General features: G+C 69.1%; 12 protein-coding genes and 1 pseudogene. 5 read left to right on the top strand and 8 right to left on the bottom strand.

What is annotated here, in order from left to right:
* Position 1 precedes the first annotated feature (1 nt).
* From D7Y11_RS13995 to metK, 3 genes are all read right to left on the bottom strand, one after another.
* Positions 2–1,252, bottom strand: a complete 1,251-nt coding sequence (locus tag D7Y11_RS13995; protein ID WP_126933939.1) for a glycosyltransferase — start codon at positions 1,250–1,252, stop codon at positions 2–4.
* An 83-nt stretch (positions 1,253–1,335) separates the two neighbouring features.
* A complete protein-coding gene (locus D7Y11_RS14000; RefSeq protein ID WP_126933940.1) occupies positions 1,336–2,253 on the bottom strand; it encodes a methionyl-tRNA formyltransferase in 918 nt (305 codons plus the stop codon).
* 126 nt (positions 2,254–2,379) lie between these two features.
* Positions 2,380–3,570, bottom strand: coding sequence for a methionine adenosyltransferase (gene metK, locus D7Y11_RS14005; protein ID WP_120579877.1), 1,191 nt, complete (start codon positions 3,568–3,570; stop codon positions 2,380–2,382).
* 233 nt (positions 3,571–3,803) lie between these two features.
* Between metK and D7Y11_RS14010 the strand changes: the two genes are divergently transcribed.
* From D7Y11_RS14010 to D7Y11_RS14030, 5 genes are all read left to right on the top strand, one after another.
* Positions 3,804–4,400, top strand: coding sequence for an ABC transporter substrate-binding protein (locus D7Y11_RS14010; RefSeq protein WP_120594772.1), 597 nt, complete (start codon positions 3,804–3,806; stop codon positions 4,398–4,400).
* A gap of 118 nt (positions 4,401–4,518) precedes the next feature.
* Complete coding sequence (locus D7Y11_RS14015) at positions 4,519–6,687, top strand: site-specific recombinase (RefSeq protein ID WP_126933941.1); 2,169 nt, start codon at positions 4,519–4,521, stop codon at positions 6,685–6,687.
* 114 nt (positions 6,688–6,801) lie between these two features.
* Positions 6,802–9,453 (top strand): RND family transporter, encoded by a 2,652-nt coding sequence (locus D7Y11_RS14020; RefSeq protein ID WP_121753259.1) that lies wholly within the window; start codon positions 6,802–6,804, stop codon positions 9,451–9,453.
* A gap of 100 nt (positions 9,454–9,553) precedes the next feature.
* Complete coding sequence (locus D7Y11_RS14025) at positions 9,554–10,159, top strand: MXAN_6521/LA_1396 family lipoprotein (protein ID WP_126933942.1); 606 nt, start codon at positions 9,554–9,556, stop codon at positions 10,157–10,159.
* A gap of 10 nt (positions 10,160–10,169) precedes the next feature.
* Positions 10,170–10,706: an MgtC/SapB family protein gene (locus tag D7Y11_RS14030; RefSeq protein ID WP_233597351.1), complete on the top strand. Its 537-nt coding sequence runs from the start codon at positions 10,170–10,172 to the stop codon at positions 10,704–10,706.
* Positions 10,707–10,742: 36 nt separating this feature from the next.
* On the opposite strand, the gene D7Y11_RS14035 is transcribed toward D7Y11_RS14030, so the two are convergent.
* The 5 genes and pseudogenes from D7Y11_RS14035 to D7Y11_RS14055 all read right to left on the bottom strand — a co-directional run.
* Entirely contained in the window at positions 10,743–11,075 is a 333-nt protein-coding gene (locus tag D7Y11_RS14035) for a hypothetical protein (RefSeq protein WP_120579872.1), read from the bottom strand.
* A 94-nt stretch (positions 11,076–11,169) separates the two neighbouring features.
* Positions 11,170–12,981 carry a phosphoenolpyruvate--protein phosphotransferase gene (gene ptsP / locus D7Y11_RS14040; RefSeq protein ID WP_120579871.1) on the bottom strand — a complete coding sequence of 604 codons (1,812 nt, stop codon included), beginning with the start codon at positions 12,979–12,981 and terminating at the stop codon, positions 11,170–11,172.
* A 43-nt stretch (positions 12,982–13,024) separates the two neighbouring features.
* The gene (locus D7Y11_RS14045; protein WP_120561227.1) at positions 13,025–13,303 is read right to left on the bottom strand and encodes an HPr family phosphocarrier protein; all 279 of its coding nucleotides are present in this window, start codon (positions 13,301–13,303) and stop codon (positions 13,025–13,027) included.
* 33 nt (positions 13,304–13,336) lie between these two features.
* Positions 13,337–14,089, bottom strand: coding sequence for a PTS system mannose/fructose/sorbose family transporter subunit IID (locus tag D7Y11_RS14050; protein ID WP_120561717.1), 753 nt, complete (start codon positions 14,087–14,089; stop codon positions 13,337–13,339).
* A 59-nt stretch (positions 14,090–14,148) separates the two neighbouring features.
* Positions 14,149–14,521: pseudogene (locus tag D7Y11_RS14055) on the bottom strand (PTS mannose transporter subunit IID); the annotation flags it as partial.

The following is a 14,521-nucleotide window of genomic DNA, read 5'->3' on the forward strand; positions in this document are numbered from 1 at the left end:
CTCACGTCGTCACGTGCGGCAGGGGACGCAGGTGGTAGCGGGCCTCGAACGCGTTGAAGAGGTCCAGGTACTGCTCCAGGTAGCGCGTGAGCAGGAAGCGGCGGCGCACCGTCTCGTGCGCGTGGTGCCCCAGCTGGTTGCGCAGCTTCGGGTGCCGGAGCAACTGCACGATGCGCTGGGCGCACTGGTCCACCGAGTCCACCAGGAAGCCGTTGTGCCCGTCTTCAATCTGATGACGGATGCCGCCCACGTTCCCTCCGATGACGGGCGTGCCCTTCCACATCGCCTCCGCCACCGTGAGCCCGAAGCCCTCGCGCAGTGACTTCTGCACCACCACCGCCGCGCGGCGCTGGAGCGCGTTCACCAGCGCCGTGTCCTCCTGGCTGAGGATGATGAGCCGCTCGTCCTTGTGCCGCATCACCTGCTCGTAGACCTGCTGCCCCTCCGGGTCGTCCGACGCCATGTTGCCCAGCAACACCAGCGTGCACGGCATCTCCTTGCGCGCGATCCGCCACGCGGCCACCACGCCCTCCGGGTCCTTCCACCGGTCGAAGCGTGACACCTGCACCACCAGCGGCAGGTCCGTGGGGATGTGGTGATGCTGGAGCCGCTCTTCAATCTCCGACTCGCTCATCTCCCGGTTCTTGATGGAGAACGGATCGATGGCCGGCATGAAGAACACCTGCGGGGTGGACAGCTCGCGCGCGTACTCCGGGATGCTCAACACCGTCGCGTCGTACTGCTCCACGAACTGCTTGAGGTACGCCCACAGCGACGGCTCCGGATTCGACAGGTCCACGTGGCAACGCCAGATCCACGGCCCGCGCTTGCGGCTGTACCGCACGATGGGCAACGGCTGCGGATCATGGATGACGACCCGGTCGTGGTCCAACCGGTTGCGCACCGCGTTCTCGTAGACGACCTCTTCGTAGATGGTCGCCTTCATCGACGTCAGGTGGATGTCCGCGCCCTGCAGCGCGTTGTGCATCTTCTTCGTGATGCTGAAGAAGTCCGGCGGACCCTGGATGGCCCGCCACTCGGTGGCCATGCCCACGCTGTTCATCAGCAGCGTCAGCGGTGACAACAGCTCCGCCACCCCGCCGCCGTAGTACGTGGAGTTGACGTGCACGACCCGCAGGTCCTGCAGCGGGCGCGCCTTCTCCAGGATGCGCTCCACCACCTCCGCGCCCACGTAGCGCTCGTAGTGCTCGACCTGGACGAGGGGGTAGGGGTCTCCGGGATTCTTCGCCATACCCTTGGATGTGTCCGCCCGTCGGCAGGTGCCACCCGCGCGCCCCCATCCGCTCGCCCGGCTGCCCGCCGTGGCGCTCCCGCTCAGGCCTCTTCCGGCGCGTGCGACACCACCCAGAGCGGCGTGTCCCCACACTGCACCAGCAGTTCGTCTCCCTGTCGGGCCAGCAACGTGCCCGGCTCCGCGCAAGGCTTCTCGCCCCGCCACATCCGCGTGCGCCGCACCCGGACCCAGCGGCCATCGAGCCGGGCCCTCGCATCGCCCCTGCCCCCACGCCACCCGGCGAAGCGGCACGCGCGCACCTTCAAGTGCACGGAGCGCGCGCTGTCGCGCCAGTCGATGTCCCGATACGCCGGCTCGAAGAAGGGCGCGAAGGTCGCGTCGGCCCCCGCCTGCTGCTCGCCCACGTCTCCCCGCGCCACGCGCTCCACCACCCCGGGAAGCAGCCGGCGCGACGCGAGCATCAGCTTCTCGAAGACCACCTCCTCCGTGTCCTCGTCCGTCACCGGGAACGCCCCCTGCGCGAGCACGGGTCCCGTGTCGAAGCTCGCGTCCATGCGGTGGAAGGTGAGCCCCAGCTCGCGAGCGTCCTCGCGCAACGCCCACCCCAGCGGACAGGGCCCCCGGTATCGAGGAAGCAGGGACGGGTGCACGTTCACCGCCCCCAGCCGCGCCAGCGCCAGCGCCTCTGGCGGCAGCCGCCACGGAAAGAAGAAGCACAGCAGGAGGTCCGGATTCAGGCCCGCCAACCGGGGCGTCAGGTGTGCCCGCTCGCTCACCAGCAACACGTCCACTGACGGCGGCGCGGCCTCGAAGAGCCGCCCCAGCTCCGCCCACCCTTCCATGTCCAGTGGGCGCAGGCCCCGGATGCCCGCCGGCACCACCAGCGCCACCACGTCATGCCCCTGGGCCCTCAGCGCCAACGTGAAGTCGTGCGCCACCGCGGGGGCCACGGTGAGCAGCACGATGCGCCAGCCAGGCGCGGCACCCGAAGTCGGCATGGCCGTGTCCTAACAATTCACCCACCGTGTGCGCCCGGCCAACGCACGCGCCATGCCTGGAAATGAAAACGCGCTCGCCCCTGGAAGGGACGAGCGCGTGGGCTCAACCGGAGTGCTTCCGGTGCGTCAGACCGCCTTCAGGCGGGGCGTGCGCGTCTTGGGAGCGGGGGCGGCGACCGCCTCACGGAGCGCGTCCTTCTTGTCCGTGCGCTCCCAGGTGAACTCCTTCTCCGCGCGGCCGAAGTGACCGTACGCGGCGGTCTTCTGGTAGATGGGCCGCAGCAGGTCCAGGTGCTCGGTGATTTCGCGCGGGCGCAGGCCGAACGTCTGGCGCACGGCGCGGGCAATCTGCTCCTCCGGCACCGTGGACGTCCCGAAGGTCTCCACCATCACGCTGACAGGCTCCGCCACGCCGATGGCGTAGGACACCTGCACCTCGCAACGACGGGCCAGGCCCGCCGCCACGACGTTCTTCGCGATGTAGCGGCCCATGTACGCGGCCGAGCGGTCCACCTTGGACGGGTCCTTGCCGCTGAACGCGCCGCCACCGTGACGGCCCATGCCGCCGTAGGTGTCGACGATGATCTTCCGGCCCGTGAGGCCCGAGTCGCCCATGGGGCCGCCGATGACGAAGCGGCCCGTGGGGTTGATGAAGAACTTGGTCTTGTTGTCGATGAGCTTCTTCGGCAGGACCTTCAGGATGACGTCCTCGCGGATGGCCTCCTGGATCTTCTTGTTGGAGACGTCATCCGAGTGCTGCGTGGACAGCACCACCGCGTCGATGCGCAGCGGCTTGCCGTCCTTGTACTCCACCGTCACCTGGCTCTTGCCGTCCGGGCGGATCCACGGGTGGTTCTTGCGGCGCACCTCCGCCAGGCGGCGGGTCAGCGCGTGCGCGTAGTGGATGGGCGCGGGCATCAGCTCCGGCGTCTCGTCGCACGCGTAGCCGAACATCATGCCCTGGTCACCGGCGCCCTGGTCCTTCTTGTTGTCCACGCCCCGGGCGATGTCCTGGCTCTGACCCTCGATGGCCACCATGACGCCGCACGTGTGGCCGTCGTAGCCCATGGAGCTGTCGGTGTAGCCAATGCGCGTGATGGTCGAGCGGACGATCTTCGGGATGTCCACGTAACAATTCGTCGTCACCTCGCCAGCGACGATGGCGAGGCCCGTCTTCACGAGCGTCTCCACGGCGACGCGCGCCTGCGGATCCTTGGCGATGATGGCATCGAGCACACCGTCGGAGATCTGGTCGGCGATCTTGTCCGGGTGGCCCTCGGTGACGGATTCAGACGTGAACAGGAAGTCGGTAGGCATGTCTTCTCGGGCTTCGCGCTAATTCGGTGACGCAGCGCAGGGGGCGGACACTAAACGTGCGGTCCCAGCAGAGTCAAACCTGTCGGTACAGGGGTTTATTCGGCGAAAGCGCCCTTCGGACAGGCGGACCCGATGCCGCGGGTGTGCCTGCTCGCCGGATGAATTTATTGGTTCGCGCGGCGTTCCCCTGGGCTACAGGACCCGCGCCCTTCTTCTGGAGGTCACAGACCCATATGAACGCCATCGCCCGCCTTCGCACCCTTCCCTTCCTGGTTGCCATCACCTTCGCCGTGCCCGCGCTCGCCGCGCCCAAGGCTTCCGAAGCCATCACCAAGCCGGTGAAGACCGTGGTGCAGTCCGTGCGCTACGAGAAGGACCTCAAGGCCCTGGAGAACCTGGGCAGCGACCAGCAGGGACTCTTCCTGCTGGGTGACGAGTGGACCAAGGCCACGGACGCCCAGCGCAAGGAGTTCACCCAGCTCTTCCAGAACCTGTTCGCGAAGATCGCCTTCCCCAAGGTGCGCGAGAACTTCAAGAACCTGGACTCCATCACCTACGACGAGCCGCAGGTGACGGGCGACAAGGCGCTCGTGGGCTCCACCATCTTCATCAACCACCCGCTGAAGAAGCAGGAGATGAAGCTCAAGTACGCCGTGGAGAAGGTGGGCAGCGGCTGGAAGGTCGTGGACGTGTCCGTGCTGGGCGACTCCATGCTCACCGGCATCCGTGATGATCAGGTCCGCCCCCTCTTCAAGGAGGGCGGCTGGGACGGGCTGCTCGGCGCCATGCGTGCGAAGAACAACGAACTGGGTTCGGTGAAGGTGAAGTAATCCAGTCAGTTGCCGCCTGGGCAGCCAGGCAATCATGCCTTCGCCGTCCCTCCGGGTTCCGGGGGAGGCGCGGGCCGGTTAGGCTGGGGCGTTCCTCCTCCCCCGGAGCGCCTGGCGAATGACTGTTTCGACCCCCGCCCCGCGGCTGCTGCTCCGGGGTGTGCCGTCCGACCGTGAGATGGACGCGTTCTGCGTCCAGTACGCGCCCCGGGCCCCCGGCCACCCCGCGGTCCGGGACCTGCTCCGGCTGCTGTCGGAGGTCCCCGATGACGGCCTGGAGCCGCGCCTGGAGTGGGTGGAGCGGTGGATCCACTGGATGCGCGACCGCATCCCCGCCCAGGGCCTCACGGACGCGGACGACCTTGCGCTGTCCCCCTCGAACTCCCGGCTGTCCCTGCTGGTGCGCGTGCTGGAGGGCGAGGGCGCCCTGCGCGCGTCCGTCACCCGGCTGGTGGCGGGGGTGTGCGCGAGCAGCCGGGGGCTGAAGCTCTTCGCCCAGGTGGGCCTGAGCGCCGGCAACGGCTTCTTCTCCGAGCTGACGGACCGCCTCGCGCGCGGCGTGCTGCCCGCGCCGGCGGAGCCGGGCAAGCTGTCGGAGCTGCTCCTGCGCCTGTTCCCGGTGCCGGAGGACGCGGAGTGGCTGAGCGCGCTGTCCCCCTTGCTGCTGGCGCGGCTGACGGCGCTGGTGGGCGACCCGCCCCCACCAGAGCCCACCCCGTCCTCACGCGTGCGCGGGGACCTGATGGACGCGCTGGTGCTGCTGGGCGTGCAGGTGACGGGGCTGGGGCTGGCCGAGGACGTGCGCGACCGCATTCCGGACATGTCCTTTCGCGCGTCGCCCTTCCTGCGGCTGCGGATGGCGGGCGACGCGGTGCTGGCGCGCGACGGGGCCCAGGAGTCGCTGGCGGACCTGCTCCGCGTGGTGGAGGACTGCCGCGGCGTGGTGCGCACCGTCACCCAGCACCTGGAACACTTCGGCGTCAGCGTGGACCTGGTGTACCGCCTGGAGTGCATCCAGCGCGGCCTGGACCGGATGGAGGCCATCGCGCGGGTGCTGGGCTCGCCCCGGGGTGAGCCGCGCTGGCGCGAGGCGCTGGAGCTCCTGTCGGACCTGCTGCGGCTCGCGCACGAGGACCGCTCCGTGCGTGCGCTGGTGCGCCGCAACGCGCGGCTGCTGGCGCGAAAAATCATCGAGCGCACCGGCAACACGGGTGAGCACTACATCACCTCCACGACGGCCGAGTTCCACCACATGGTGCACTCGGCGGCGGGCGGCGGGCTCGTCGCCGCGGTCGCCGTCGCGCTGAAGTTCCTCCTCACCGGCCTTCCGCTGGCCCCCTTCTTCGCGGGCCTCTTCGTCGCGCTCAACTACGCGGGCGGCTTCGTGGTGATGCAGCTGCTGGGCTTCACGCTGGCCACCAAGCAGCCGTCCATGACGGCCTCCACGCTGGCGGCCGCGGTGGGCGAGGACGCGGGCCCGGACGAGGGCACCCGGCGCATGGAGCGCCTGGCGGCGCTGGTGCCGCGCATCACCCGCTCGCAGCTCGCGGCCATCCTGGGCAATCTGGGCTGCGTCCTTCCCGTGGCGGTGGCGCTGGCGCTGGGCTTCCAGTTCCTCAAGGGCCACGCCTACCTGACCGCGCAACAGGCGCAGCACGTGGTGGAGACGCTGCACCCCTGGAAGAGCGCGACGCTCCTCCACGCCATCCTGACCGGGGTGATGCTCTGGGCCTCCAGCGTCGCCGCGGGCTGGTTCGAGAACTTCATCGTCTACCGCCGCCTGCCAGAGGCGCTCGCCCACCACCGCGTGCTGCGCGCGCTCTTCGGAGCGACGGGCGCGCGCAAGGTGGCGGACGCGCTGATGCACCACGCGGCGGGCGTGGGCGGCGGCGTCACCCTGGGCGTGCTGCTGGCGGTGATGCCGGGCGTGGGCGGCTTCTTCGGCGTCCCGCTGGACGTGCGGCACGTCACCTTCTCCTTCGGCGCGCTGGCCTTCGCCGGGTGCGCGCTGGGCCCCTCCGCCGTGATGGAGCCGGGCTTCCTGGCGGCCGCCGCGGGGGTGCTCGTCGTGGGCGTCGTCAACTTCGGCGTGTCCTTCACGCTGGCCCTGGGCGTGGCCCTGCGCGCTCGCGACGTCCCGGTGAGCCAGGGCCTGCGCTTCCTGGGCGCGGTGTTCCTGCGCTTCCTGCGAAACCCGCTCCCCTTCCTCATCCCGCCCCGCGACGAGCCCGCCACGGGTGGGACGCAGGCGCAGGTCGTCCCCCTGGCCGGGCCTCCAGGACACTGAAGTCGCGGTTTATTCCCTCGGGACAAGAGGCCCTGTCTCGCGCGGAGGTGGGGCGGACAGGCACCCCGGGCTTTGCTTCCGGGCGGGGACGTTCGGCGCTAGGGTCCCGCGCCCATGAGCGGCAATCCTTCTTCCCATCCCCCGCCCCGCCTCGCCCTGGCCTACGCAGAGATGCTGGTCCGGCGCCCCGGCACCGTCATGCTCGTGCTGCTGTTGCTGCTCGGCATTTCGGTGTGGGGCACGTCGAAGCTGACCATCAACTCCAACCAGCTGGACCTCATCTCCCAGGACCTGCAGGAGGTGAAGGACGTCAAGCGCGTCATCGACATGGTGGGCGGCAGCGGCTTCTTCATGCTCACCTTCCGCGGTGACGACGAGGCCACGCTCAAGAAGGTCGCGGACGACGTGGCCGCGATGGTGGGCAAGGACAAGGAGAACGCGCGCTCCATCACCTACAAGATTCCCGTCGAGTTCGTTCAGAACAACATGGTGCTGTTCGTGAAGACGGAGGACCTGGCCGAGGGCAAGCGCCGCATCATGGCGTTCCTCAAGGATCAGATCCGCCGCGCGAACCCCTTCTACATTGAAATCAAGAAGACGGAGCCGGTGAAGCTGGACCTGCAGGACCTGGTCGACAAGTACTCCAGCGTTGGCAACAAGAGCATCGCGGACGACTACTACATCTCCCAGGACCGCAAGCTGCTCCTGCTCCTCATCAAGCCGATGTGGGACACCAACCAGATTGGCCAGACGAAGCAGTACGTGGACAAGCTGCGCGGGGACCTGGAGCAGTACTCCAAGAGCAACCCCGCGGGCGTGCAGCTGGTGGAGGACTACTACAAGATGGGCGACAAGAAGACGGTCGCCTACGGCTTCACGGGTTCCTACAAGACGGCGGTGGACGACTCGTACGCCATCGAGGACTCGCTCCAGCCGGTCACCATCATCGCGCTCGTCGCCATCTTCGCCATCACCATCGCGTTCTTCCGCAAGTGGGCGCCCACGCTCATCGTGGTGAGCGGCACGGTGGCGGGCACGCTGTACACGCTGGGCTTCACCTACGCGACGCTGGGTGAGCTCAACATGATCACCTCCATCCTGGGCGGCATCCTGATGGGGTTCGGCATCGACTACGGCATCCACTTCATCTTCCGCACGCGCCTGGAGCTGGGCGCGGGCAAGCGCTACGACGTGGCCATCCGCGACGCGGTCATCAACGCGGGCCGCCCGGCGCTGGTGTCCGCGGTGGTGGTGGCGGGTTCGTTCTACGTGCTGATGGTGAGCGAGTTCAAAGGCTTCTCCCAGTTCGGCTTCCTGGCCGGCACGGGCACGCTGATGCTGGGCTTCACGCTGTTCTCCTGGTGCCCGGCGCTGCTGGCCATCGCGGGCCGAAGGAACCCGGAGCTGCCGCAGAAGCTCATCGGCGTGATGAAGCCGCCGCCCACGACCAACGCGTCCGGCAAGGAGCTGCGCATCCCGCGCCCCGGCCTGGTGCTGGCGGTGGGCTGCGTGATTGTCGCGGTGGTGTGCGGAGCGGCCATCCCGTGGAAGAGCGGCGAGCCCCCGGCGGACGCGGGCTTCTTCGCGCGGCTGCCGTACGGAGTCCGCTTCAACTACAACACCCGCGCGCTGATGCCGGCGAACCAGCCGTCCGTGGTGCTGCAGGATGAAATCAACGCGCGCTTCAAGATCGCCAGCGACCCGCTCGCCATCTACACCAAGGACCTGGCGGAGACGGAGGCCCTCTACAAGGAGCTGACGGCGGACCCGAAGAAGCGCCCCGCCATCTCCCAGGTGATGAGCCTCTTCACCTTCGTGCCGCCGGAGGGCATCTCCCAGGCGAACGCGAAGATCCTGGAGGAGTGGCAGGAGGAGCTGAAGGAGATCGACGTGAAGGCGCTGCCGCCGGAGACGCAGGAGAAGGCGGCCCTGTTCTTCAAGATGCTGGAGGCCCGGCCCTTCGACGTGCACCAGGTGCCGGAGATCTACGCCTCGCAGTTCCGCCACCTGCCCACCACGAGCCCGGAGAACCACGGCTACCTCACGTTCATCTACCCGAGCGTGGACCTGTGGGACGGCAAGCAGATGCTCCAGTTCGCGGACCAGACCAGCTCCATCAAGGGCATGGTGACGCCGGGCAAGTTCACGGAAGGCGGCCCCACGGGCGCGCCGGTGGAGAAGGAGTTCCGCGCCGCGGGCGCCACGCAGCTGTACGCGTCGCTGGCGCGCATGGTGCTCAAGGACGCGAAGCTCACGGTCATCCTCACCGCGCTGTGGATTCTCGTGATGCACTTCGCGGACTTCCGCAACGCGAAGCTGGCGCTGGCGTCCGTGATTCCGCTGACGGTGGGCCTGGCGATGATGATGGGCTTCATGGCGCTGTTCGACCTGCGCCTGAACTTCATGAACATCATCATCCTGCCCATCCTCCTGGGCTTCGGCGTGAGCCACGGCCTGTACCTCCTGCACCGCTTCCTGGAGGGCACGTCCCCGCTGGTGGCGCTGCGCAGCGTGGGCGCGGCGGTGGTGTCCTCCACGCTGACGGCGGTGGCGGGCTTCGCGGCGCTGCTGGTGGCCAGCCACAACGGCCTGCGCTCCATGGGCATCGTCGCCTGCATCGGCCTCATCACCACGCTGCTGGTGTCCTTCACGGTGCTGGCGGCGGTGATGCAGCTGATGCACGACAAGCGGCAGAAGGACGCGGGACGTTCGCCAGAGGGCGGTTCCGCCACGGGCGGTGACACGTCCTCCACACGCGCCGCCTGACAGCGCGGAGGAAGCGCTTAATATCCGCGCCGGACCTTTCGGCCCCGCCTTCCCTTGAAGGGAAGCGCGGGGCCGTTCTTTTCTTCGGGAGCTTCAAGCCATGGGGACGTTCAAGCGGGTGGGCGCGGTGCTGGGTCTGATGGTGCTCACGGGTTGCGCGAGCGCGGTGAAGAGCCAGCGGCTGCGTGCCGACTACGCGACGGTGGACCGGCAGCAGGTGAAGCGGCTGGCGGTGGTGACGCAGCCGTTCCCGCAGGGCCAGCAGTACATCGGCGACCTGTGGAGCCTCATCGCCCGGCAGTGGCTGAACCAGAACCGGGACTACATCGTGAAGGCCAACACGTCCCTCCCCGAGCGCCGCACGGACCTCACCTTCCAGGACCAGTGCGTGGAGGGCATCGAGGGCGTGCTCTGGCTGGATCCCACGGTGAAGCGCGTGGGTGACGGCGCGGAGGTGGCGGTGAAGGCGCAGCTCATCCGCTGCCGCGACGGCGAGGAGGTCTGGGCCGCGGAGGCCGGCGGCAGCTGGGACTCCGAGGACAAGAAGTACGTGGAGCGCAAGGAGCAGTACGTGACGGAGCTGAGCAAGGACGTGGAGCCCTACGTGGTGCCGTCCTACAAGCTGCTGGTGGCCACGCTGGACACGCTGCCCAATCCCGAACTGAACGACGCGGACAAGGACGAGAAGATCGACCTGGGCGAGTAGCGTCGCCCGGGTGGAACCTCAGGTCCTCATTGGCAGGCTGGTGCTGGCCACGCTGCTGGGCGGCGTGCTGGGCGTGGAGCGCGAGGCGCGCAACCAGGCCGCGGGGCTGCGCACGCACACGCTGGTGGCGCTGGGGGCGTGCTGCTTCACGCTCTCCAGTGTCTACACGGAGGAGCTGCTCCGGACGGGCGCGAACCCCAGCGGCACGCAGACGGACATCAGCCGCATCGCCAGCCAGGTTGTGGTGGGCATCGGCTTCCTGGGCGCGGGCGTCATCCTGCGCCACGGGGAAGCGGTGAGAGGGCTCACCACGGCGGCGAACCTCTGGTTGACGGCCTCGGTGGGCCTGGCCTGCGGGCTGGGGCTCTACGTGGCGGCCGGCGCCACCGTGGCCCTGGCCCTCTTGTCGCTGGTGGTGCTGCGCCCCATCTCCCGGATGCTGTCGCCCGAAACAGGACGGCACGCCGGGCAATACAGGAAGCCGCCAGACGGCAAGAACAGCGAGGACGGGCCCCCCACGGGTGAAGAGGAGTCCCGTCCCGAGTGACGTGCGGGGTGCGTGCGGCCACCCGCCAGCCGCCCCCTATTCCACGGGCACCAGCGCGCCCGTCAGGTCGTGCGTGTAGGCCACCGGCCGGTGCGACGCGTCCCCCATGTCGTGGCGCGAGTCATCATCCAGGTCCAGCGCGCCCTCGGCCAGCATGGCGCCCGGGAGGCTGGCCAGGTCCTGGCGCAGGTAGACGTCGTCCTCATCCAGGTCCGCGACGTCGGAGAAGCGCACCGGGTATTCCCGCTCGAAGATGCGCCCCGTGCCGATGGTGAAGCCGCGCGGGTCCACCGCGACGATGCCACCGAGCGCTTCGCCGTCCCGGTCCCGCACCGTCATGCCCCGCTGAATGTCCGTTGGCTTGAACACGCTGCTGCCTCCTGCATTCGTGTCCGGCGAACGTGCTCACTCCCCCTGGAAACGGCGACCCCCTCCCCTCGCATTCATGCGAAGGGAGCAGGGCCTACACGGACTCAGGTTCAGGATCATGCGCCGGCGGCAGCAGCAGTCCTTCCTGGCCGCCGCCGAAGCGCCGGTCCATCTCCGTGCGCACGAAGCGCTCGATCTCCTCGGCGGTGGTCAGCTCCATGGCGCCCTGGAGCATCTCCACCGCTTCGCTCCGGCTCACCCGGCGCATCATCCGCTTCACCACCGGAATCTGCCCGGACGTCATGGACAGCTCGTCGAAGCCCAGCGCCAGGAGCACCAGGGTGAAGAGCGGATCGCCCGCCATCTCGCCGCACATGGAGACGGGGATGTTGGCGGCCTTCGCCGCGTCCACGATGCCCTGGAGCATGCGCAGCACCGACAGGTGCAGCGGCCGGTAGAGGTACGCGACCTCGCGGTTCTGGCGGTCGATGGCCAGCGAGTATTGGATGAGGTCGTTCGTCCCGATGGAGAAGAAGTCCGCTTCCTGTGCCAGCCGGTCCGCGATGGTCGCCGCGCTGGGCGTCTCCACCATGATGCCCACCGGGAAGCGCTTGCCCACCGGCACTCCCGCACGCCCCAGCGCCGTGCGGCACGCCTCCAGCTCGCTGCGCGCCTCCCGCAGTTCGCTCACGCCGCAGATGAGCGGGAACATGAGGCGCAGGTTGCCGTGCACGCTCGCGCGCAGCAGGGCGCGCAGCTGGACGCGGAACAGCTCCCGGTTGGACAGGCAGTAGCGGATGGCCCGCAGGCCCATGGCCGGATTGGGTTCCTTCTCGTGCTTCGTCTTGCCCGGCACCTTGTCGCCGCCCAGGTCCAGCGTGCGGATGGTGACGGGACGGCCGCCCATGGCCTCCAGCACCTGCTTGTAGGCGCGGTAGTGCTCCTCTTCCGTGGGCGCCGTCTTGCGGTCCAGGAACATGAACTCCGTGCGGTACAGGCCAATGCCCTCCGCGCCGTGAGCCAGGAGCGAGGGGATCTCCTCCAGGAACTCCATGTTGCCGTTGAGCCGGATGCGGAAGCCGTCCGTGCTCACCGCGGGCTGGTCCTTCGTGGCCAGCGCAAGCTGCTCGCTCTCCAGGTAGCGGCGCTGCTCCTCCCGGAACAGCGCGAGCTGGTCCTCCGTGGGGTTCACCAGCACCACGCCGCGCGTGCCATCCATGGCCACCAGGTCGCCCGGCGAAATCTGCTCGCTCGCGCGCCCCGCGCCCACCACCGCGGGCGTCTCCCGCGCGCGGGCGACGATGGCGGTGTGGCTCGTTTGTCCGCCCAGGTCGGTGACGAAGCCCGCCACGCGGCCGCTGCGAGCCATCATCGCAGCGTCCGCGGGCGGCAGGTCATGCGCGACGACAATGGCCTCCGCGGGCACCTCCACGTCCTCATCCACCACCTGGCCCATCAGGTTGCGGATGATGCGGTCGGCCACGTAGTCCACGTCCGAGCGGCGCTCGCGGAAGTACTCGTCCGGGATGTTGTCGAAGAGGTGCTTGATCTTGCGGGCCGTGCGCCGCACCGCCCACTCCGCGTTGATGCGGTCCTCCACGATGAGGCGGTTCACCTCATCCACGAGCATGGGGTCGTGGAGCATCAGCCGGTGCGCTTCCAGGATGAGGGCGTGGTCGCTGCCCTCCGTGCGCGTGATCTGGTCCTTCAGCTCCGCCAGCTGGCGGTCGGACAGGTCGATGGCGGTCTTCATCCGCATCCGCTCGGGTTCCACCTCCGCGTCCGCCAGGCGCAGCTTGGGCGTGCGGATGCGCTTCCTGTCCAGGATGAAGGCGTGGCCCACCGCCACGCCCGGGGAGGCGCCGATGCCCGACAGCCTGAGTGTAGGGGTGGCCTGGCTGCTCACGGTTCTCCTGACCTCTTGGGGAGTCTAACTCCCCTTTTGACGCTTACTGCGCTTCGCCAAACCGGTCCTCGATGAGCTTTTTCAATTCGGACAAGCAGGCCTCGGCGTCCTCGCCCTTGCAGGTGAGGGTCACCTGGGTGCCCTGGGCCGCCGCGAGCATCAGCACGCCCATGATGGACTTGGCGTTGGCGCGCTGTCCGGAGGCCTTGATGAAGACCTCGCTCTTGAAGCGGTTGGCCACCTTGACCATCTGCGCCGCGGCCCGGGCGTGCAGCCCCAGCGCGTTGATGATCTCGAAGGTTCCCTCGGCTTCACTGGCCATCGTGCGACTCCCGCTTCACTCGACTGTTCGTACTCACAGAAAGGCACCCGCCGCGCAGGCCAATCCCGCCGCGACGTAGAGGACCACGTAGGTGGGGACGCGCCGGTTGACGAGCACGTACGCCAACACGCCCACCGCCAGGCACCCCACCGCCAGGAACGGCGCCCAGGTCCCGCCCGCCGTCGCCCCGAAGCTCAACGCCAGCCACGCGGCCAGGCCGCCCGCGCTCGCCGCCGCCACGCCCCTCAGCCGGGCGCCCTTGGCGGGAAGGTTCACCCGCGCCACGGCCTCCACCAACCGGTCTCCCAGATTCAGGCCCAGCCAGTACAGCCGGATTCGCAGCAGCAGGTGCACCAGGTTGTACAGCACCAGGAAGAGCGCCACCGCCCAGACGCCCAACAGCGGCACCATGGCCGCGCACAGGCCGCCCACCGCGGGCTTGAGCGACAGCCAGAAGAACCCGTCCCCCAGCGCCGCGAGCGGCCCCATCAGCGCCGCCTTGAAGCCCACCACCCGGTCCGGCGTCTCTTCCCCCCGGGCAATCTTCTGCTCGTGGTTCACCACGCCGCCCACGATGGCCGCCGCCACGTACGGGTGCGTGTTGAAGAAGACCAGGTGCCGGCGCACCGCCGCCTCGCGCAGCGGACCCGGCGGGTACAGCTTCGCCAGCGCCGGGTAGACGGCGTACGCGAGCCCCAGGTTCTGCATGCCCTTGGGGTTCCACGACGCCTGGAGGAAGAGCGAGCGCAGGAACACGCGAAGCAGCGTGCCCCGGGACAGCCGCACGGGCGGCGTGAAGGCCGGCGCGGCGGCGGGCGCGGAAGGCACGGGAGTGGGCGTCGTGCTCAAGGCCGCTGCTCCTGCAACTGCACCAGCACCACCGCCACGGTGACGGCCGCCGCGGCCAGGCCCGCGTACAGGGGCGCGCGCTTCGCGTGGCTGGACTGCGCGGCGATGGCCGCCGCCACGGACGCCATGGCCGGGTACGCCCACGCCAGGCCCCGCACCAGCCCGTGCGGCAGCGCCACCATCAGCGGCTCCAGGAAGTAGCCGGCCAGCGCGCACACGCCGGTGATGGCGCCGTAGGACACGAAGTGCGGCCACATGCCCCACAGGTTCTGCCGCATGGCGCGGTTGAGGTTGCCGGCCTCCGCGGACGACAGCGCCACGCGCGCCAGCCGGGCGGAGTAGCCCTCCAGCAGCCGGTCCAGCCTGCGC

Source organism: Corallococcus sp. AB018 (genome assembly GCF_003986945.1).
GTDB classification, from domain to species: Bacteria; Myxococcota; Myxococcia; order Myxococcales; family Myxococcaceae; genus Corallococcus; species Corallococcus exiguus.

What these genes read in the sequence shown, in the direction of transcription:
- D7Y11_RS13995 (WP_126933939.1), bottom strand. Translation starts at nt 1,252, where the DNA reads ATGGCGAAGAATCCCGGAGACCCCTACCCCCTCGTCCAGGTCGAGCAC.
- D7Y11_RS14000 (WP_126933940.1), bottom strand. Translation starts at nt 2,253, where the DNA reads ATGCCGACTTCGGGTGCCGCGCCTGGCTGGCGCATCGTGCTGCTCACC.
- metK (WP_120579877.1), bottom strand. Translation starts at nt 3,570, where the DNA reads ATGCCTACCGACTTCCTGTTCACGTCTGAATCCGTCACCGAGGGCCAC.
- D7Y11_RS14010 (WP_120594772.1), top strand. Translation starts at nt 3,804, where the DNA reads ATGAACGCCATCGCCCGCCTTCGCACCCTTCCCTTCCTGGTTGCCATC.
- D7Y11_RS14015 (WP_126933941.1), top strand. Translation starts at nt 4,519, where the DNA reads ATGACTGTTTCGACCCCCGCCCCGCGGCTGCTGCTCCGGGGTGTGCCG.
- D7Y11_RS14020 (WP_121753259.1), top strand. Translation starts at nt 6,802, where the DNA reads ATGAGCGGCAATCCTTCTTCCCATCCCCCGCCCCGCCTCGCCCTGGCC.
- D7Y11_RS14025 (WP_126933942.1), top strand. Translation starts at nt 9,554, where the DNA reads ATGGGGACGTTCAAGCGGGTGGGCGCGGTGCTGGGTCTGATGGTGCTC.
- D7Y11_RS14045 (WP_120561227.1), bottom strand. Translation starts at nt 13,303, where the DNA reads ATGGCCAGTGAAGCCGAGGGAACCTTCGAGATCATCAACGCGCTGGGG.